Source organism: Sorangium sp. So ce385 (assembly GCF_051474135.1).
In the GTDB taxonomy this organism is placed as follows: domain Bacteria; phylum Myxococcota_A; class Polyangia; order Polyangiales; family Polyangiaceae; genus Sorangium; species Sorangium cellulosum_D.
The window spans coordinates 1,938,352-1,954,782 of sequence record NZ_CP150337.1 but is presented as its reverse complement, the minus strand read 5'-3'; the positions used below and the strand labels follow the sequence as shown (position 1 = coordinate 1,954,782).

9 protein-coding genes, 1 pseudogene and 1 riboswitch are annotated in these 16,431 nt (G+C 71.5%); of the genes and pseudogenes, 4 read left to right on the top strand and 6 right to left on the bottom strand.

Annotated features, from left to right (window positions below):
- Positions 1 to 80: 80 nt before the first annotated feature.
- From WME83_RS07175 to WME83_RS07165, 3 genes are all read right to left on the bottom strand, one after another.
- The gene (locus WME83_RS07175; protein WP_437318504.1) at positions 81 to 2,531 is read right to left on the bottom strand and encodes a sodium-translocating pyrophosphatase; all 2,451 of its coding nucleotides are present in this window, start codon (positions 2,529 to 2,531) and stop codon (positions 81 to 83) included.
- A gap of 442 nt (positions 2,532 to 2,973) precedes the next feature.
- Complete coding sequence (locus WME83_RS07170; RefSeq protein ID WP_080682014.1) at positions 2,974 to 4,725, bottom strand: serine/threonine-protein kinase; 1,752 nt, start codon at positions 4,723 to 4,725, stop codon at positions 2,974 to 2,976.
- Positions 4,726 to 4,930: 205 nt separating this feature from the next.
- Positions 4,931 to 7,423, bottom strand: coding sequence for an ATP-binding protein (locus WME83_RS07165; RefSeq protein WP_437318503.1), 2,493 nt, complete (start codon positions 7,421 to 7,423; stop codon positions 4,931 to 4,933).
- A 131-nt stretch (positions 7,424 to 7,554) separates the two neighbouring features.
- On the opposite strand from WME83_RS07165, the gene WME83_RS07160 reads away from it, so the two are divergent.
- Entirely contained in the window at positions 7,555 to 8,484 is a 930-nt protein-coding gene (locus WME83_RS07160) for a MerR family transcriptional regulator (RefSeq protein WP_437318502.1), read from the top strand.
- A 4-nt stretch (positions 8,485 to 8,488) separates the two neighbouring features.
- On the opposite strand, the gene WME83_RS07155 is transcribed toward WME83_RS07160, so the two are convergent.
- Positions 8,489 to 9,139 carry a DNA-directed RNA polymerase gene (locus WME83_RS07155; protein WP_437318501.1) on the bottom strand — a complete coding sequence of 217 codons (651 nt, stop codon included), beginning with the start codon at positions 9,137 to 9,139 and terminating at the stop codon, positions 8,489 to 8,491.
- Positions 9,140 to 9,525: 386 nt separating this feature from the next.
- On the opposite strand from WME83_RS07155, the gene WME83_RS07150 reads away from it, so the two are divergent.
- Positions 9,526 to 10,995 carry an IS4 family transposase gene (locus WME83_RS07150; protein WP_437314353.1) on the top strand — a complete coding sequence of 490 codons (1,470 nt, stop codon included), beginning with the start codon at positions 9,526 to 9,528 and terminating at the stop codon, positions 10,993 to 10,995.
- Between the two features lie 80 nt (positions 10,996 to 11,075).
- Here WME83_RS07150 and WME83_RS07145 read toward each other — a convergent pair.
- Together WME83_RS07145 and WME83_RS07140 are read right to left on the bottom strand one after the other, a co-directional pair.
- Positions 11,076 to 11,183, bottom strand: a pseudogene (locus WME83_RS07145) (hypothetical protein); the annotation flags it as partial.
- A gap of 9 nt (positions 11,184 to 11,192) precedes the next feature.
- Positions 11,193 to 13,316 (bottom strand): TonB-dependent receptor, encoded by a 2,124-nt coding sequence (locus tag WME83_RS07140; RefSeq protein ID WP_437318500.1) that lies wholly within the window; start codon positions 13,314 to 13,316, stop codon positions 11,193 to 11,195.
- A gap of 233 nt (positions 13,317 to 13,549) precedes the next feature.
- A riboswitch (cobalamin riboswitch) is annotated at positions 13,550 to 13,757 on the bottom strand.
- Between the two features lie 169 nt (positions 13,758 to 13,926).
- Between WME83_RS07140 and typA the strand changes: the two genes are divergently transcribed.
- Both typA and WME83_RS07130 read left to right on the top strand, forming a co-directional pair.
- Complete coding sequence (gene typA, locus WME83_RS07135) at positions 13,927 to 15,813, top strand: translational GTPase TypA (RefSeq protein ID WP_020733377.1); 1,887 nt, start codon at positions 13,927 to 13,929, stop codon at positions 15,811 to 15,813.
- A gap of 88 nt (positions 15,814 to 15,901) precedes the next feature.
- Positions 15,902 to 16,429 (top strand): hypothetical protein, encoded by a 528-nt coding sequence (locus WME83_RS07130; protein WP_437318499.1) that lies wholly within the window; start codon positions 15,902 to 15,904, stop codon positions 16,427 to 16,429.
- Positions 16,430 to 16,431: the final 2 nt, after the last annotated feature.

Genomic DNA, 16,431 nt, shown 5'->3' with positions numbered 1-16,431 from the left:
GGCGCGCCCGTGGACGGGCGGCGGGGGAGGTCAGCGCGCGGGGAGAGGGGGCGCGGGGCCCGGGAGGAGGGACGCCCGGCTCAGGCCGTGGCGTTGGCGCGGACGGCGGCGGTCTTCTCGGCGTCCGACTTGATGCGCATCCCGTAGAAGGAGCGGTACACGAACACCGTCGAGAGCACGAAGAAGATGGCCGCGAGCACGAGGCTCGTCGTGCGGTCGATCTCGATCGCCAGCTCGACCGCGAGGAGGCCGAACAGGGTCGTGAACTTGATGATGGGGTTCATCGCGACCGACGAGGTGTCCTTGAAGGGGTCGCCCACGGTGTCGCCGACGACCGTCGCCGCGTGGAGCGGCGTGCCCTTCTCCTTGAGCTCCACCTCGACGAGCTTCTTCGCGTTGTCCCAGGCGCCGCCGGCGTTCGCCATGAAGATCGCCTGGTAGAGCCCGAAGAGCGCGATGCTGATGAGGTAGCCGATGAAGAAGAACGGCTCGAGGCAGGCGAAGGCGAGCGTCGAGAAGAAGACGCCGAGGAAGATGTTGAACATCCCCCGCTGCGCGTACTGCGTGCAGATCTCGACGACCTTCTTGCTGTCGGTGATCGAGGCCTTCTCCACGCCCTCGAGGCGGATGTTCGCCTTGATGAACTCGACCGCGCGGTACGCGCCCGTCGAGACCGCCTGGGTCGACGCGCCGGTGAACCAGTAGATGACCGCGCCGCCCGTCACGAGGCCGAGCAGGAACGGCGGGTGGAGCAGCGAGAGCTTGTCCACGTTCGTCGTCAGCTTGTTCGTGAGCACGACGATGATCGAGAAGATCAGCGTCGTCGCGCCGACGACCGCCGTCCCGATGAGCACCGGCTTCGCCGTCGCCTTGAACGTGTTGCCCGCGCCGTCGTTCTCCTCGAGGTAGTGCTTGGCCTTGTCGAAGTTCGGGGTGAAGCCGAAGTCCTTCTTGAGCTCGGCCTCGACGTTCGGGACGTTCTCGATGAGCGAGAGCTCGTAGACCGACTGCGCGTTGTCGGTCACCGGGCCGTACGAGTCGACCGCGATGGTCACCGGGCCCATGCCGAGGAAGCCGAACGCCACGAGGCCGAAGGCGAAGACGCTCTCGGCGATCATGAGCCGCTCGAGCCCCTGGGCCGAGAAGTAGTACGAGATGCCCATCAGCACGACCAGGACGAGGCCCATCCAGTACGCGCTGAAGTTGCCGGCGGTCAGGCCCGACAGCACGTTCAGCGAGGCGCCGCCCTCGCGCGACGCGGTCACGACCTCGCGGACGTGGCGCGACTCGGTCGAGGTGAAGATCTTGATCATCTCCGGGATGATGGCGCCCGCGAGGGTGCCGCAGGTGATGATCGTCGACAGCTTCCACCAGAGCGTCGTGTCGCCGCCGAGGTTCGGGATCATGAACGCCGAGACGGCGTACGTGAGCGCGACCGACACGATCGAGGTCAGCCAGACGAGGCGCGTCAGCGGGGCCTCGAAGTTCATCTTGTCGGCGTTGCCGTAGGACGCCTTCGCGATCGCCTCGTTGAGCAGGTACGAGCCGATGCTCGCCAGGACCATCACGATGCGCATCACGAAGATCCAGACGAGCAGCTGGACCTGGACGCCCGTGTCGGGGACGGCGAGGAGGATGAACGAGATGAGCGCGACGCCGGTGACGCCGTAGGTCTCGAAGCCGTCGGCGCTCGGGCCGACCGAGTCGCCGGCGTTGTCGCCGGTGCAGTCGGCGATGACGCCCGGGTTGCGCGCGTCGTCCTCCTTGATGTTGAAGACGATCTTCATGAGGTCGGAGCCGATGTCGGCGATCTTCGTGAAGATGCCGCCCGCGATGCGGAGCGCGGAGGCGCCGAGCGACTCGCCGATGGCGAAGCCGATGAAGCACGGACCGGCGTAGTCGCCGGGGATGAAGAGCAGGATCACCAGCATGAGCATGAGCTCGGTGCTGATGAGGACCGCGCCGATGCTCATGCCCGCCTTGAGCGGGATGGCGTACGTCGGGAACGGCTTGCCCTTGAGGCTCGCGAACGCGGCGCGCGAGTTCGCGAACGTGTTGATGCGCATGCCGAACCACGCGACGCCGCAGCTGCCGGCGATGCCGACCAGGCTGCTCAGCAGGATGACCACGACCTTCGTGGCCTCCATGTGCCGCAGCACCCCGAAGTAGAGGACCATGACCGCGCCGATCAGGACCTCGAGGACCAGGATGAACTTGAACTGCGTGACGAGGTACGTCTTGCAGGTCTCGTAGATGAGCTCCGAGATCTCCCGCATCGCGCGGTGCACGGGGAGCTTGTTCAGCTGCGAGAAGATGACGAGCCCGAACACGAACCCGAGGGCGCAGACGCCGATGCCCGCGAAGAGGAGCGTGCGGCCGTCGATGCCACCGAACGACTGGGTGCCTAGGTCGGGGAGGACCAGATCAGATTCGCTGGCGCTGGCGAGCCCGCCGCTGAGCAGCAGGGCGAGCGCAGCGAGCCCGGCCAGCAGCGGTGCGAGCCAGGCCTTGTGAGACCGGATGACGTTCATGGACGGTGTGCCTCCATCGCAAAATCCGAGGCAGGGGACGGCGCTATCGCCGCCCGCAGCTTCGTGGTTCCGAGGGGTTGGCCGCCTGCGTAAAGGGGAAGGACCGGCGCGCTGCCGGAGGGATCTTGCTCTAACGCCGACGCTTCAGCACAGCCTCGTCCCTCAGCGGCCGGTGGTGGCGGGGCGCCCAGAGAGTTTCCTCGCAAGCCCCCCGCCTCGACCGGGAACGCCGAGGCGCGCGCTAGCTACCATGTGTGGCAGACGCCGTCGAGAGGGTGCGATGCGCGCGCACGACGAGAGCGCTTGTCAGCGCCGCGATGTCAGGAGATCACGTAGGGAGATTACGTAGGAGGATGGCGCGGAGCGCGGGGAGATCGCGGTGGAGGATGGAGCGGAGCGCGCATTGGCGCGCTCCTTCACCGATTGTCGCGTTCAGCCCTGTTCAGTTGCGCTCGGTCGCGTTGTTCAGCCTCCGGTCCGAGCCGGAGAGCCGCTGATCCGAGCCGGAGTCCGCGTTGGGGCTGGCGTGGGAGGTGAGGAGCTCCGCCACGAGGTCCCGGCATTCCGGCTTGTTGCGGAGGTGGCTGAGGAGCAGGTTCGAGGCCTCGCTGAACGACTTCTCGTAGGCGAGCCCCTCGCGCGTGCGCGCCGCGACGCGCTCGCGCCCCTGCGCGAGGTCCTCCTCGAGCGCCTCGGCGTAGCGGGCGAGCTGGGCGCGGAGCTCGTCGATCTGGCGGCGCAGGTCGCGCGCGTTCGCCTCGCGCGCGTTCTTCTTGTGCTCGTAGCGCCCGAGCTGCTCGCGCTTCGCCTGCGCGGTCGCGCCGGCGGCGCCCGCGCGCTCGTAGACGAGCGGATCGTGGTTGCCCTGGCGGGCCGCCGCGTCCGCGAGCTGGCGGGCGGACAGCGCGAGCTTCTCGGCGGCGGCGAGCTCGACGCGGACCTTCTCGACGTCCTCGCCGTCGGCCATCGCCTCGCGCATGACGCGCGACTCCTCGTGCGCGAGCTCCTCGACCTTGCGGCCGATCTCGGCGCGCAGCGCGCGGCCGCGGCGCTCGAGCGCCTCGAGCTTGCGGGTGAGGCTCGCGACCTCGCCCTCGAGCTTGTTGGCGCGCGCGGCGAGGTCCCACGCCTGCGCCAGGCCGTTCTGGACCTCCTGCGGCACCTGCCCGGACGGGTAGGCGCGGGAGACCATGCGCGAGAAGAGGGCCGCGCGGCTCGCCCACTCGATGACGCCGGCGCTCTGCGGCGGCGGCGGCGGCGGGGGCACCGGCACGCCGTCCCCGCCCTCGACCTCCCACGCGTGGGCCGGGAGCCCGCGCTGGAGCGCCTTCAGCTCCTCCTGGAGGTGGTGGGCGTCGCGGTAGCGCTTGCGGATGTCCTTCTCGAGCAGGCGCAGCACGATCGCCTCGCCCTGCGAATGCGCGTCGGGGCGGATCGAGCGGGGGCGCGGCGGCGCGTGGGTCCGCTGCATCTCCAGCAGGGTGTCGCGGTCGTTCGCGCGGAAGGGGAGCTGCCCGGTGAGCATCTCGAAGAAGAGCACGCCGAGCGCGTAGAGGTCCGACTGCGCCGTCGCCTCCTCGCCGCGGGCCTGCTCCGGCGACATGTACTCGGGCGTCCCGAACACCGCGCCCTTCGGGGCGAGGCGCGGGTCGCGCGCGATGGCGGCGAGGCCGAAGTCGAGGATCTTGACGAAGTCCTTCCGGCCGCCGCGGTGGGTGAGCAGGATGTTGTCGCTCTTGAGATCGCGGTGCACGACGCCGAGGTCGTGGGCGCGCGCGAGCGCGGCGCACATCTGCTCGAGGATGTCCACCGACCGCGCGATCGGCATCGGGCCGCGCGCGAGCTCCGCCGAGAGCGGCGTGCCGACGAGGTACTCCATGACGAGGTAGAGCTCGCCCTCCTCGGTCTCGCCGATGTCGTGGATATCGATGATGTGGGCGTGATCAACGCGGTTTGCGGCGCGCGCCTCGCGCAGCATCCACGCGCGGAGATGGGTCTCTCCGCGGAGATCGGGCCGGATGAGCTTCAGGGCGACGACCCGGTCGATCAGCACGTGACGGGCGCGGTAAACGACGCCCATGCCGCCTTCGCCAAGCCGTGCCTCGAGCCGGTACCGGCCGGCCACGACCTTACCGATCAACGGATCGGTGCTCGAAGCCTTGGGACCTGCCGGTCGCTGAATCGCGCGCTCCATGGTGCCTTCGTTTCTCCTCAGCGCTCCCCGGAGAGCCGTTCGCGTCTCTCAGGGGCCTTATTGCGCTGTGCGGTGAGTCGGATCGCTCGCTGAACGTATCCGGTTTGAAACAGCCGGTCTACGGGGCCGCGGTCGGGTGCGGAGGAATCTGGAGCGCGCTCCGCGTGGAGGTGGGGTGGGAGACCGGCGCCGATTGCGCGCTGGTTCAAGCCTCCGCTGTCCGCGGAGCGGGGCGCGCCTCCGCCGTCCGCGGGGCCGGTCCGCCGTCCGACGACGGCCGTGCAGGCGGGGGCGCATCGCCTTGCGGGCGGGCGCTCCCCGGGCGAGGATCGAGGGGCAGGCGACAGACGAAGCGCGCCCCGGCGGGCGCGCCGCAGCGCAGATCTCCAGCGCGGCCGTCCGCGGGGGCGAGGGCGAGCGTGCCGCCGTGCCGCCGGACGATGTCCGTCGAGATGGAGAGCCCGAGGCCGGTCCCCTGCCCTCGCGGCTTCGTGGTGAAGAACGGATCGAAGATGCGCTGCGCGAGGTCGGGCGGCACGCCGGGGCCGCTGTCGGAGATGGCGACGGCCGCCATGTCCTCGTCGACCCAGGTCTCGACGCAGATCACCGGCGCGCCGGGCGGGCCCTTCGCCGCGCCGCCGGCGCCCTCCGCCTCCTCCGCCCCGGCCGGCGCGGCCGGCGCGGCGCTCGCCTCCTCCAGCGCCTGGATGGCGTTGACGAGGAGGTTCATGAAGACCTGGTTGATCTCTCCGCTCCGGCAGGTGACGGGCGGCAGCTCGCCGTAGCGCCGGACCACCTCGATGCGCGCCTGGCGGAGCCGCGGGCCGAGCAGGAGCAGCGTCTCCTCGAGCCCGGCGTGCAGGTCGACGGGCAGCGGCTCGCCGGAGACGCGCGAGAAGCTCTTCAGGTTGGTGACGATGCGGACGCTGCGCTCGACCGCGCGGTGGACGAGGGTGGAGATGCCGACGAGGTCGTCGAGCGCCGCCTCGGTCTGGAGCTGCTCGCGGAGCGCCTCGAGGGCGCGGCGGCGGTCGTCCGGGAGCTCGCGCTCGGCGGCGCGGTAGGCGTCGAGGACGGCGCGGAGCTCCGCGGCGAGCTCCTCGATCGGCTGGGCGGCGCCGGCGATGGCGTTCAGGGGGTTATAGATCTCGTGCGCGACGCCGGCGACGAGCTCGCCGATGGAGGCGAGCCGCTCGCCCTGGATGAGCGCGGCCTGCGTCCGCTTCAGCTCGGAGAGGGCGCGCGTGAGCTCCGCGGTGCGCGCGGCGACGTTCTCCTCGAGGCCGGCGCGCTCGCCCTCGAGCTCGGCGATCGTTCGGGACAGCGCCTGCCGCATGCGCTCGACGCTCTCGCCGAGGCCCACGACCTCCTTCGGCCCGGACAGCCGCGGCACGGCGGCGCCGAGCTCGCCGCGCGCGACCTCGTCGGCGGCGCGGGCGAGCTGCGCCATCGGCCGCGAGAGCTCGCGCGCCGCCCGCGCGACGACGCCGAGGGCGGCGAGCACGAGGAGGGAGAACGAGGCGAAGAGCGCGGTGATCGCGTTGAAGTCCTCGTTGAACGACGAGCCGGTCGCGAGCGCGCGGTAGAGGCCGATGGAGGAGAAGAGCGAGAGGAGCCCGGTGAACAGGAGCGGCAGCCCGAAGTCGCGGAGCATGCGCCGCCGGAGGGGCGTCGGGGGCGCGCCGCCGCGCTCGGGGGTGCCGGTCCACGCGCGCAGGAGGTCGACGGCCCGCGCGACGGAGTCCCTGTGCCAGGCGCGCTGGTAGAACGAGACGCCGAAGGCGAAGAGCGCGCCGAAGCCGAGCTGCATGAGCGCGTCGGCGGCGCTGAAGGGGGCGCCGGGGCGGAAGGTGGCGCCGGGGCGCACGTAGGCGATGCCGATCGCGGTGCACCCGAGCCAGAGCGCGAAGTTCAGGGAGGCGAGGACGTCGGGGAGCCGCTCGGCGCGGGCGAGGCCGCGGGCGAGCAGGGCGCGGTCGCCGGACGGGCCGGCCCGGAGGGCGGCGACGATCGCGCCCGTGGCGGGGCGTACGGCGAGGGTGAAGCCGAGGGTGCCGGAGAGCGCGAGGAGGGGGACGACCTCGAACCACGCCTGGAACACGACCTGGCTCTGGGTGCGGAGGAACGCGACGCAGAAGAGCAGCATGACGTGGCCGCCGACGATGCCGGCGGCCGTGGCCGACTCGGCGAGGCGGGGCCGGAGCGCCGCGGCGAGGGCGCGCGCGGAGGCGGCCTCGGAGGCGCCGCCGTCGGCGGCGTCGGCGTGGAGCAGGCTGCGGTAGATGGCGAGGCGCATGCCGCCGGCCATGACGCCGAAGGCGACGGCCGTGACCAGGAGGCCGAGCCACGACGGCGGCGTGGCGTGGCCGATCCCGAGCGGTCCGGGCCAGGAGGCGGGCGCCGCGGGGGCGCCGAGGAGGGCGAGCGGCGAGACGGCGAGCGGCCACGACAGGGTGCGGATCGCCGCGGCGATGGCGAAGCCGCGGTCGCCGCGGCGGACGAGCACGCCCGAGAGCGCGGCCGAGAGGGCCATCGAGGCGAGCAGGAGGATCGCCGGCCACGGCGTGGTGAGGGCCGCGGGGACGACGGCGGAGAGGAACAGGAGGGCCGAGAACAGCTCCCAGCCGGTCGCGACGAGCTCGGCGCGGGCGCGCGGGGTGCGCGGCGCGCGGAGCTTGGGGGGCGGCGGGGTGCTCACGGGGCCGGCGGCATGGAAGCCCAGGGCGCGCGGCTTCGCAACGGCGGCCGGCGGCGCGGGCGCGGCGCCGGCGGAGGACGGTGGGCGCTGGCGCTTGACTCTCCAGCCGCTGGAGACCTCAGGGTGGGGTCGTGGCGAAGGAGCGGCTCACCATCGGCGCGCTGTCGCGCCGGACGGGGATTCCGGTGAAGACGCTCCGCTTCTACTCCGACGAGGGGCTCCTGCCGCCGTCGGCGCGGTCGCGGAGCGGCTACCGGCTCTATGCCGAGCGCGACGTCGTCCGGCTCGATCTGATCCGCACCCTGCGCGAGGCGGGGCTGGGGCTGCAGGCGATCCGGGCGGTGCTCTCCCGCGACATGGCGCTGGGCGACGCGCTCCGGCTGCGCCTCACCGCGGTGGAGGCGCAGATGGCGGCCTTGCGCCGCGTGGCCGCCGCGCTCCGCGCCGCGCTGCGCTCGGAGCCTACCGAGCAGGAAATCGGGAGGTTATGCGCCGTGACTCGGTTATCGCATGAGCAGAGGAGAGCCACCGTCGAGCGCTTCTTCGCGCGCGTTTCGGACGGGATTCCCATCGACGAGCAGTGGGTCCGCGGGATGATCGAGGCGAGCGCGCCGGAGCTGCCGGACGAGCCCACGCCCGCGCAGCTCGACGCGTGGATCGAGCTCTCCGGGATCCTGTCGGATCCGACGTTCGTCGAGGGCATGCGCGCGGCGGCCGCGAGCACGTGGGACGGGGGCTTCGATCTCGCGGCCTACAAGCGCGCGAACGACGAGGCGGCCCGGGCCGCGCGCGACGCCGGCGCTCGCGGCGTCGCGCCGTCGTCCGCCGCGGCGGCGCCGATCGTCGAGGCGTTCGTCTCGGGGCTGGCCGCGGCGGCCGGCAAGCCGGCCGACGAGGCGTTCCGCGCCTCGCTGCGCGACAGGTACCGCAAGCACGACCCGCGCGCGTCGCGGTACTGGGAGCTCGTCGCGATCATGAACGGACAGACCGCCCAGGCGGGGCGGGCGCCGGAGTGGGACTGGCTCACGGAGGCGATGAAGCACCACCTCGCGGCGCCGTGACGAGTCACCGGCCGGAGAGGCGCACGCCGGGGAGGACCGTGCGGCGCAGGGCGACCTCCTCGAGCGCGTCGGCGTCGATGAGGAGGTGGGCCCGCAGGCTGTCCTCGATCGCCGAGAACGCCTTGCCCTGGTAGCGGACCTCACCGCCCGGTCCGGCCGCGAGCCAGTAGTTGCCGCCGAGGGTCGCAGCCTCGCCCGCCGCGCTCGGGATCGCGAGGAGCGGCGCGGCGTTGCCGGGGAACGGATCGGGCGGGGTCGCGAACCCGGGGAATGGCGACGCGGGCGCGGGGGGGTCTGGGTCGGGGGCTGCGGAGAACGTGAGCGACGTGCCGGGCTCGAAGCTCACCGAGAGCACGCCGCCGCGCGCGCCGACGACGACGCCGGGGGTGCGCTCCTCGACGACGACCTCCTCGATGACCTTGCCGGAGACGAGCAGGAGCGTGTGGCTGCTCGTGATGCGCGAGCTCTCGGCCGTGAGCTCGCGGCGCAGCGCGATCTCGTGCGAGACGTAGAACTGGAGGCCCTTCACGTCCCTGTCGGAGAGGCCGTGCTGGACGCGGAGCTCGTGGGTGAACGGGACGAGGCGGGGGGCGCAGCCCAGGAGGAGGAGCGCAAGGGACGCGAGGAGGGGCGCGGTGGGCGCAAGACAACGCATTGCATCGGCAATCGGGCGGAGGAAGGACAGCATGGCGGCCCTCGTGAGGTCGCCGCGGCGTCGGGCCGCGGAGCACCTCCTCGCAACGGGGGAACCGGGCGGAGCTTACAGCGGGCGTTGAGCCTCGGCGTACGCTGGCTGCGAGGGGTTGGTCTCTGCCCTTGATGGGATCGAAAAAGGTGATCCCCTCTCAGGCAGCTCAGGGACCCGAGCGGCTCGTTCCTTTCGTGCTTCGTCTTCCCTCTTCCGTCCTTCGTCTTTCGTCCTTCGTCTTTCGTCCTTCGTCTGGCCTCCGCGTGCGCGTGCGCGTGCGCGTCTGAAGATCCCGCACATCTTGATCCTTTTCGTCCGCGCCAAGCGTCCGAAAGGAGATGAGAAATTCGGGTTTGTCAGCGGCGGCACAGTCGATCGCCGATGAGTTCCAGGCGGTACAGCTGGGCGATGCTCGCCTTCACGAGCGTGTCCGCCGGATCGTGACGCGGCTCAGCGAGTCCCCTGGGGATAGTCTTCCCGACGCGATGAAGACGGACGCGGAGCTGGAGGGGCTCTACCGCCTCCTCGGCAACAAACGCGTCGCGTATGGTGCGCTCGTGAGAGCGCACGCGGAGCAGACCGTCGAACGCATGGCCGGGCATAGGACGGTCCGTGCGGTGCACGACACGACCGAGTTCGAGTTCGACGGCGAGGTCGAGCGCAAGGGGCTCGGCCCGCTGCGTGGCCGCAGCGAAGCGCGCGGCTTCTTTGCGCACGCGACGCTGGCGGTGGCCGAGGATGCGGTCAACCTGCCGCTCGGTCTGATCGGGCTGGAATGCTGGGCACGCACGAGCTCGCCGCGGTCCGGGCAGCGCAAGAAAAAGCTGAACGGCGGCGACTACGCGCGCATCGACGACAAGGAATCCACCCGCTGGGCGCGGCAAGTGGAGGAGGTCGAGCGAACGGTCGAGGGTCGCTGCTCGCTGGTGCACGTGATGGATCGCGAGGCGGATGCCTACCCGCTCTTGAGCGCGATGAGCCAACAAGGCCGGCGCTTCGTCGTACGCGTTGCGCGTGACCGGCTGGTGTGGGAGCTGGATGACCAGGACGAGCCGCTCGAGGACATCGGCCTGATGCCACTGAGCGAGGCGCTGGGCGAGCTGCCCATCAAGCTGGAGCGCGAGGTCGCGCTCTCCAAACGCCGCGCCAGCTCTGCGCCACGGCAGGGGCGCGCGCATCCCGACCGCCACGCTCGGCCGGCGACGTTGGGCATCAGCGCCACGCGCTTGGCGCTGCGGCGCCCGCCGTACCTGTCCGAGCAGATGCCCCACGAGCTCGGGGTAAACCTCGTGGTCGTGCGGGAGCTCGATGCGCCTGCCGGACAGGAGCCGGTAGCTTGGGTGCTGGCCACCAACGAGCCGATCCAGACCAAGGAGCAGATCGCAGCGGTGGTCGACCACTACCGCGCCCGATGGCTCATCGAGGAGTTTTTCAAGGCCCTGAAGACCGGCTGCTCCTTCGAAACGCGCCAGCTCGAGAGCTTTGAGAGTCTGACGAACGCGCTGGCCCTCTTCGTCCCGATCGCCTGGCAGATGTTGCAGCTGCGCGCGCTGTCGCGGCTCCGACCCAACGCTCCGGCCGACGAGGTGCTCAACCCAGCGCAAACGGCGCTGCTACGGCAGTTTCAGCCCAAGAAGATGCCCACCGAAGGCGCCACCGTGCGCGACGCGCTCTATGCCGTCGCTGGCCTTGGAGGTCACCTCAAGCAGAACGGTGCGCCCGGATGGCAGACGCTTGCGCGAGGCATGCAAACCTTGTTGACGTTGGAAGCCGGCTGGAATGCCGCGGCCGAGATTTCCCGCCAAACTATGGGGAAGATGTGATCAATCCTCAGGCGTGCGCGTGCGCGTGCTCGCTATGGTTCGAATGGAACGAGTACGCGCACGCGCACGCGCACGCGCACGAAGACCGGAGACCGGAGACGGGAGACGGGAGACGGAAGACGGAAGACGGAAGACGGGAGACGAAAGACGAAAGACGAAGACGCTGGGCGACGAACGACGGCGGAGGGCGCCGCTGGCTACTCCCAGTACAGCGTCGCCCGCCCGATCGCCGTGAACGGCCACCCCGGCGAGTAGTGGATCCCCGTGACCGCGGCCGGCTCGTACGGCAGCCGCGAGTCGCTCGCGAACTGCACCTCGCGCCACGTCGCGTCGAAGAGGTTCTGGATGTCCACGGCCGCCTCGACGTTCCTCCACCGGAGCCCCGCGTTCGCGTCGACCACCGTGAACCCCTCGGCGGTGAGCGCCTCGTCCTCGGTCGCGGGCCGCGCGCCGATCGCCTTCACCCGGAGCGCCGCGAACGGCGTGAGCGCGCCGAACGCCCTGCGCACCCCGATGCCCGCGGTCAGCGTCCGCGTCGGCGCGAGGGCGACCGCGCTCCCGTTGCCGGCGTTCGCGCGGAAGCGCGCGCGGGTGAACGTCGCGTCCACGTCGGCGAAGAGCCAGCTCCCGAGCCGGTAGCGCGCGCCGATCTCGATCCCGTAGCGCCGCGTCTCCCCCGACGCCTCGGTCTCGCCGGCGTCGCCGCTCCAGACCAGCTCGGAGTCGAGGTCGAGGAGGAACCCGGCCGCGCTCAGCGAGAGCCCGCGCACGGGCGCGACCCTCGCGCCGACCTCGTAGCCCTTCGCCGGGGTGATCAGCGTCGCCGCCCCCTGGCCCAGCACCGCGCCCCGGGCATCGTTCGAGTGGAAGCCGCGCCCGTAGTGGGCGAAGAGATCGAGCCCCCCCACCGGCGAGACGACCGCCGTGAGCTTCGGCAGCAGCTGCATCTGCCCCCGCGCGCCGCTCGATCTGCTCCCCGTCCCCTCGAGGTCCTCGCGCAGGTCGTCCACGTTGACGTCGATCCATTGCCCGCGCACGCCGAGCACGAGGCGGAGCCAGCGCCGGAGCCGGGCGTCCTGCTCGACGTACACGCCGATCTGGCCCTCGTCGACGTGGGTCCGATCCCGCTCCTCGAGCCGCTCGCGCGCCTCGTCGTGGTGGAGCGACTTGTCGATCGCGTCCGCGCGGATCTGCGCGCCGAGCGACGTCGTGAACCTCGCCCCGCGGTGCTCGATCTGCTTGCGGAGCCGGAAGTCGGCGCCCAGCACGGTGCGGTCGTCGTTCTGCTCGATCTGATCGCCGTGGACCGGATCCTCGGCGAAGAACGTGAAGTTCGAGTACAGCGTGAAGCGATAGCGCAGGAGGTACGCCATCGCGCTCAGGTCGGCGTCCCGCCACGCGGTCGACGCGGAGACCGACGCCATGTGCCGCGCGGTCGAGCCGCCCTCGGTCGGATCGACCGCGCCGAAATGATCGACGCACGGCTGCCCGAAGGCGGAGGGCGGCGGGTTCAGGCCGCCCTGCTCCCCCTCGCCGCACACGGCGCGCGCCGGGATCTGGCCGGAGCCGTACCAGGTCGAGCCGTAGGACATCCACGTCGCCTGGACCTTGCCGGTGCTGCCGAGGTCGCGCGTCGCCCTCAGGAACACGTTGAAGCGCTCGAGCCGCTCCGGGCTCTGGAACGGCCCGTCGTTCCGGTAGACCTCCGCCGCGGCCACCGCGCGCCAGTCGTCGCCGAGCTCCGGCGAGGCGATCACGAGGCCGCGCAGGATGCCGTACTGCCCCACGCCGAGCTGCGCGGAGCTCTCGTCGAGCTTCTCGGCGAAGCGGAGGTTGACGGCGCCGGCCGTGCCGAAATCGCCGATGCTCGCGTAGTAGGGCCCCTTGTAACCGTCGAGCCCGATCACGAGCTCCGGGATCATGAAATAGAGGTCGGTGAAGCCGTGCCCGTGGCCGTGGCTGACCAGGTTGACGGGCACCCCGTCGACGAAGAACGCGACGTCCGTCCCGTGGTCGGCGTCGAAGCCCCGCAGGAAGTACTGGTTCGCCTTGCCGCCGCCGGCGTGCTGCACGGCGAAGAGCCCGGGGACCGACTCGAGGAGGTCGCCCGGCCGGAGCCTCGGCCTGAGCTCGAGCTCGCGGTGCCCGACCGAGACGCGCGAGGCCGCCTCGCTGCCCGGCTTCTCCGCGTGCACCGTGACCTCGATGGGCTCTCCCTGGGCCCGCGCTGGCCGCGCGGCGGACAGCACGATCGCCAGCGCGGCGATCCGAGGGAGTCGATGGCGGTGTCCGTGGCCCTTCGTGACGTTCTCGCGCAGCATTCATGTCCTCCTTCGCGCCATCGCGCGGAGCGGCGCCGGGCCGCTCGCATCGAGCTCCGCGAGGAGGAAAAAGGACGCCCACGGCGCGATGCCCTGGACCGACCTCTCGCCCCCGCGGGCGACCGAAAGGCAACGCGGGGGCGGCTCGGGATCCGGGACGTGCGCAGGGCTGCACCGGCTCGGACCTCACCGCCTCCCTCGAGGCTCCCAGGTCGAACCGGCGTCGGATGTGTCCCCGTCGCCGGGCGCGGGCAGGTCTTCGGGCTCGCGAGCGCTCCGGCTGGGCCGGCTTCCTACTGTCCACCGCTTCCCAGCCCTCATCGGGCCAGTGCGTGTCGTGGAGGTCGTTCTCGCTTACCGCTGCGGGGCAGCCCCGGAATTTCACCGGGTTCCCTATTCAGCCTGAGCGAGCGCCCAGGCACCAGCGCGGCGCGCACCCTACGAGGATGCGCCTCCGGCTGTCAATCGCTCCCGCTCACCTCGCCCGCTCCGCGCCGCGTCCGTCGCCACGCGCCCGCATCGCGCGGGCTCCTGCCCGCGCGGCGCCACGTGAACCCGAGCGCTCGCCGAGCGACGTCCGCGCGGGCCGAACGTTCGGGCTCTGGCGAGGATGGGCTCGCTCCTCCGTGGGTCGCGTGCTACACGGCCGCCGCCGTATATGCCGCGTAACGACCTCCGCAACATCGCCATCGTCGCCCACGTCGACCACGGGAAGACGACCCTCGTCGATCACATGCTCCGCCAGTCGGGCGCCTTCCGAGAGAACGAGGTCGTGGCCGAGCGCGTCATGGACTCGAACGACCTCGAGCGGGAGCGCGGCATCACCATCCTCGCGAAGAACACGAGCATCCGGTACCGCGGGGTCAAGATCAACATCGTCGACACGCCCGGCCACTCCGACTTCGGCGGCGAGGTCGAGCGCACCCTGATGATGGCCGACGGGGCGCTGCTCCTCGTCGACGCCGCCGAGGGCCCGCTGCCGCAGACGCGGTTCGTGCTCTCGAAGTGCCTCCAGCGCGGCTTCCCGGTCATCGTGGTCATCAACAAGATCGACCGGAGCGACGCGCGCGCCCACGAGGTGCTCTCCGAGGTGTTCGACCTCTTCTGCGACCTCGAGGCGAGCGACGCGCAGATGGACTTCTCGACGCTCTACGCGATCGCGAAGTTCGGCCAGGCGAAGCGCGAGCTCGAGCACGAGGCCAAGGACCTGGAGCCGCTCTTCGAGACCATCCTCGAGCGCGTGCCCGGCCCCTCCGGCGACCCCGACGGGCCGCTCCAGGTCATCGTCTGCAACACGACCCACGACGACTACGTGGGCCGGCTCGCGGTCGGCCGCGTGGTCCGGGGCACCGCCCGGTCCGGCGCCGACGTCGCGCTCCTCGGCGAGGGCGGCCAGTCGCGCGGCTACGTGAAGATGCTCTACGCCTACGAGGGGCTGAAGCGGGTCCCGGTCGAGAGCGCCGCCGCGGGCGAGGTGATCGCCATCGCGGGGCTCGAGTCGGTCACCATCGGCGACACGATCGCGGACCCGGCGACCCCCGAGGCGCTGCCGCGGATCGTCGTCGAGGAGCCGACGATCAAGATGAGGATCGGCGTCAACACGTCGACGTTCGCCGGCAAGAGCAAGCAGTCGAAGTACCTGACGAGCCGTCACCTGAAGGAGCGGCTCGAGCGCGAGGCGATGAAGAACCTCGCGATCCGGGTGGAGCCGACCGAGGTGCCCGACACGTTCGTGGTGCTCGGCCGCGGCGAGCTCCAGCTCGCGATCCTCGTGGAGACGATGCGGCGCGAGGGGTACGAGATGCAGCTCTCGAACCCCGAGGTCGTGACGCGCGAGATCAACGGCGAGGTGATGGAGCCGATCGAGCTCGTGGTCGTCGACGTGCCCGACACCTACGTCGGCGTGGTGACCGAGCGCCTCAGCACCCGGCGCGGCCGGATGGTGAAGATGACGAACCCCGGCTTCGGGCGCGCCCGCCTCGAGTTCCGGGTGCCGTCGCGCGGGCTCATCGGCTTCCGGGGCGAGTTCCTGACGGCGACGCGCGGGACGGGCCTGCTCAACACGATGTTCGACGGCTGGGCGCCCTGGGGCGGCCCGATGATGCGCCGCCCGACCGGCGCCATCGTCGCCGATCGCGCCGGCGTGGCGACCCCGTACGCGCTGCACCACCTCCAGCCGCGCGGCATGTTCTTCATCGTCCCCGGCGTCGAGGTCTACGAGGGGATGATCATCGGCGAGCACAACCGGCCGAACGACACCGACGTCAACGTGATCAAGGAGAAGAAGCTGTCGAACGTGCGCAACCACGGCAAGGACGAGAACGTCCTCCTGGCCAGCCCGCGGCTGCTCACGATCGAGACGGCGATGGAGTGGATCGACGGCGACGAGCTCGTCGAGGTCACGCCCGACGCGGTGCGCGTCCGCAAGAAGGTGCTCGCGTGCAACCGCCGGGAGCGCCGCGAGGACGCGATCGAGCAGGCGCAAGCCGTCGAGTGAGCGGCGAGGGCGCCCGGCGAGCGCGCGGCCCGACGAGCGCCCCCCCGCCCCTGCCCGCGCCGGTGGGGACCGGTGTAGACTCCCGGGCATGAGAACGACGCTGCTTCCGGCGCTCCTCGCTTCGCTCGTCGCCCTCGCGGGGTCGAGCGCTTGCGGCGGGGCCGTCGTGGTCGACGGCTCCCCGGGGGGCGACGACGGCTCCGGGGGTGCCGGCGCCAGCGCGACGTCGAGCGGGCGCGCGAGCGTCGGCGCGGGCCCGCGGTCGGCGAGCTCCAGCGCGGCGGGCTCGGGCGGCGGAGCGCGGGCCTCGTGCGATTTCTTCTGCGCCCTCTTCGACGGCACCGCCTGCCCGGACCCCGGCTGTCGCGACGCCTGCGACGAGCTGCTCTCGGCGCCGCGCCCTTGCAACGACCTCACCGCGCCGTTCTTCGACTGCATGGGCGGGCTCGTCCAGATCCCGTCGGTCACGCGCTGCGAGCAGATCTCGGCGTGGCTCGATCCGCTGTTCGCGTGCATGGCCTCCAGCGACCCGGCGTGCGACCCCGACTTCGTTCAGGTGGACTGCGCGCCGTTCTACGAAGATCACCGGGCCTGCCAGCTCAGCGAGGGCCGGTAGCG

What these genes read in the sequence shown, in the direction of transcription:
- WME83_RS07175 (WP_437318504.1), bottom strand. Translation starts at nt 2,531, where the DNA reads ATGAACGTCATCCGGTCTCACAAGGCCTGGCTCGCACCGCTGCTGGCC.
- WME83_RS07170 (WP_080682014.1), bottom strand. Translation starts at nt 4,725, where the DNA reads ATGGAGCGCGCGATTCAGCGACCGGCAGGTCCCAAGGCTTCGAGCACC.
- WME83_RS07155 (WP_437318501.1), bottom strand. Translation starts at nt 9,139, where the DNA reads ATGCGTTGTCTTGCGCCCACCGCGCCCCTCCTCGCGTCCCTTGCGCTC.
- WME83_RS07140 (WP_437318500.1), bottom strand. Translation starts at nt 13,316, where the DNA reads ATGCTGCGCGAGAACGTCACGAAGGGCCACGGACACCGCCATCGACTC.
- typA (WP_020733377.1), top strand. Translation starts at nt 13,927, where the DNA reads ATGGGCTCGCTCCTCCGTGGGTCGCGTGCTACACGGCCGCCGCCGTAT.
- WME83_RS07130 (WP_437318499.1), top strand. Translation starts at nt 15,902, where the DNA reads ATGAGAACGACGCTGCTTCCGGCGCTCCTCGCTTCGCTCGTCGCCCTC.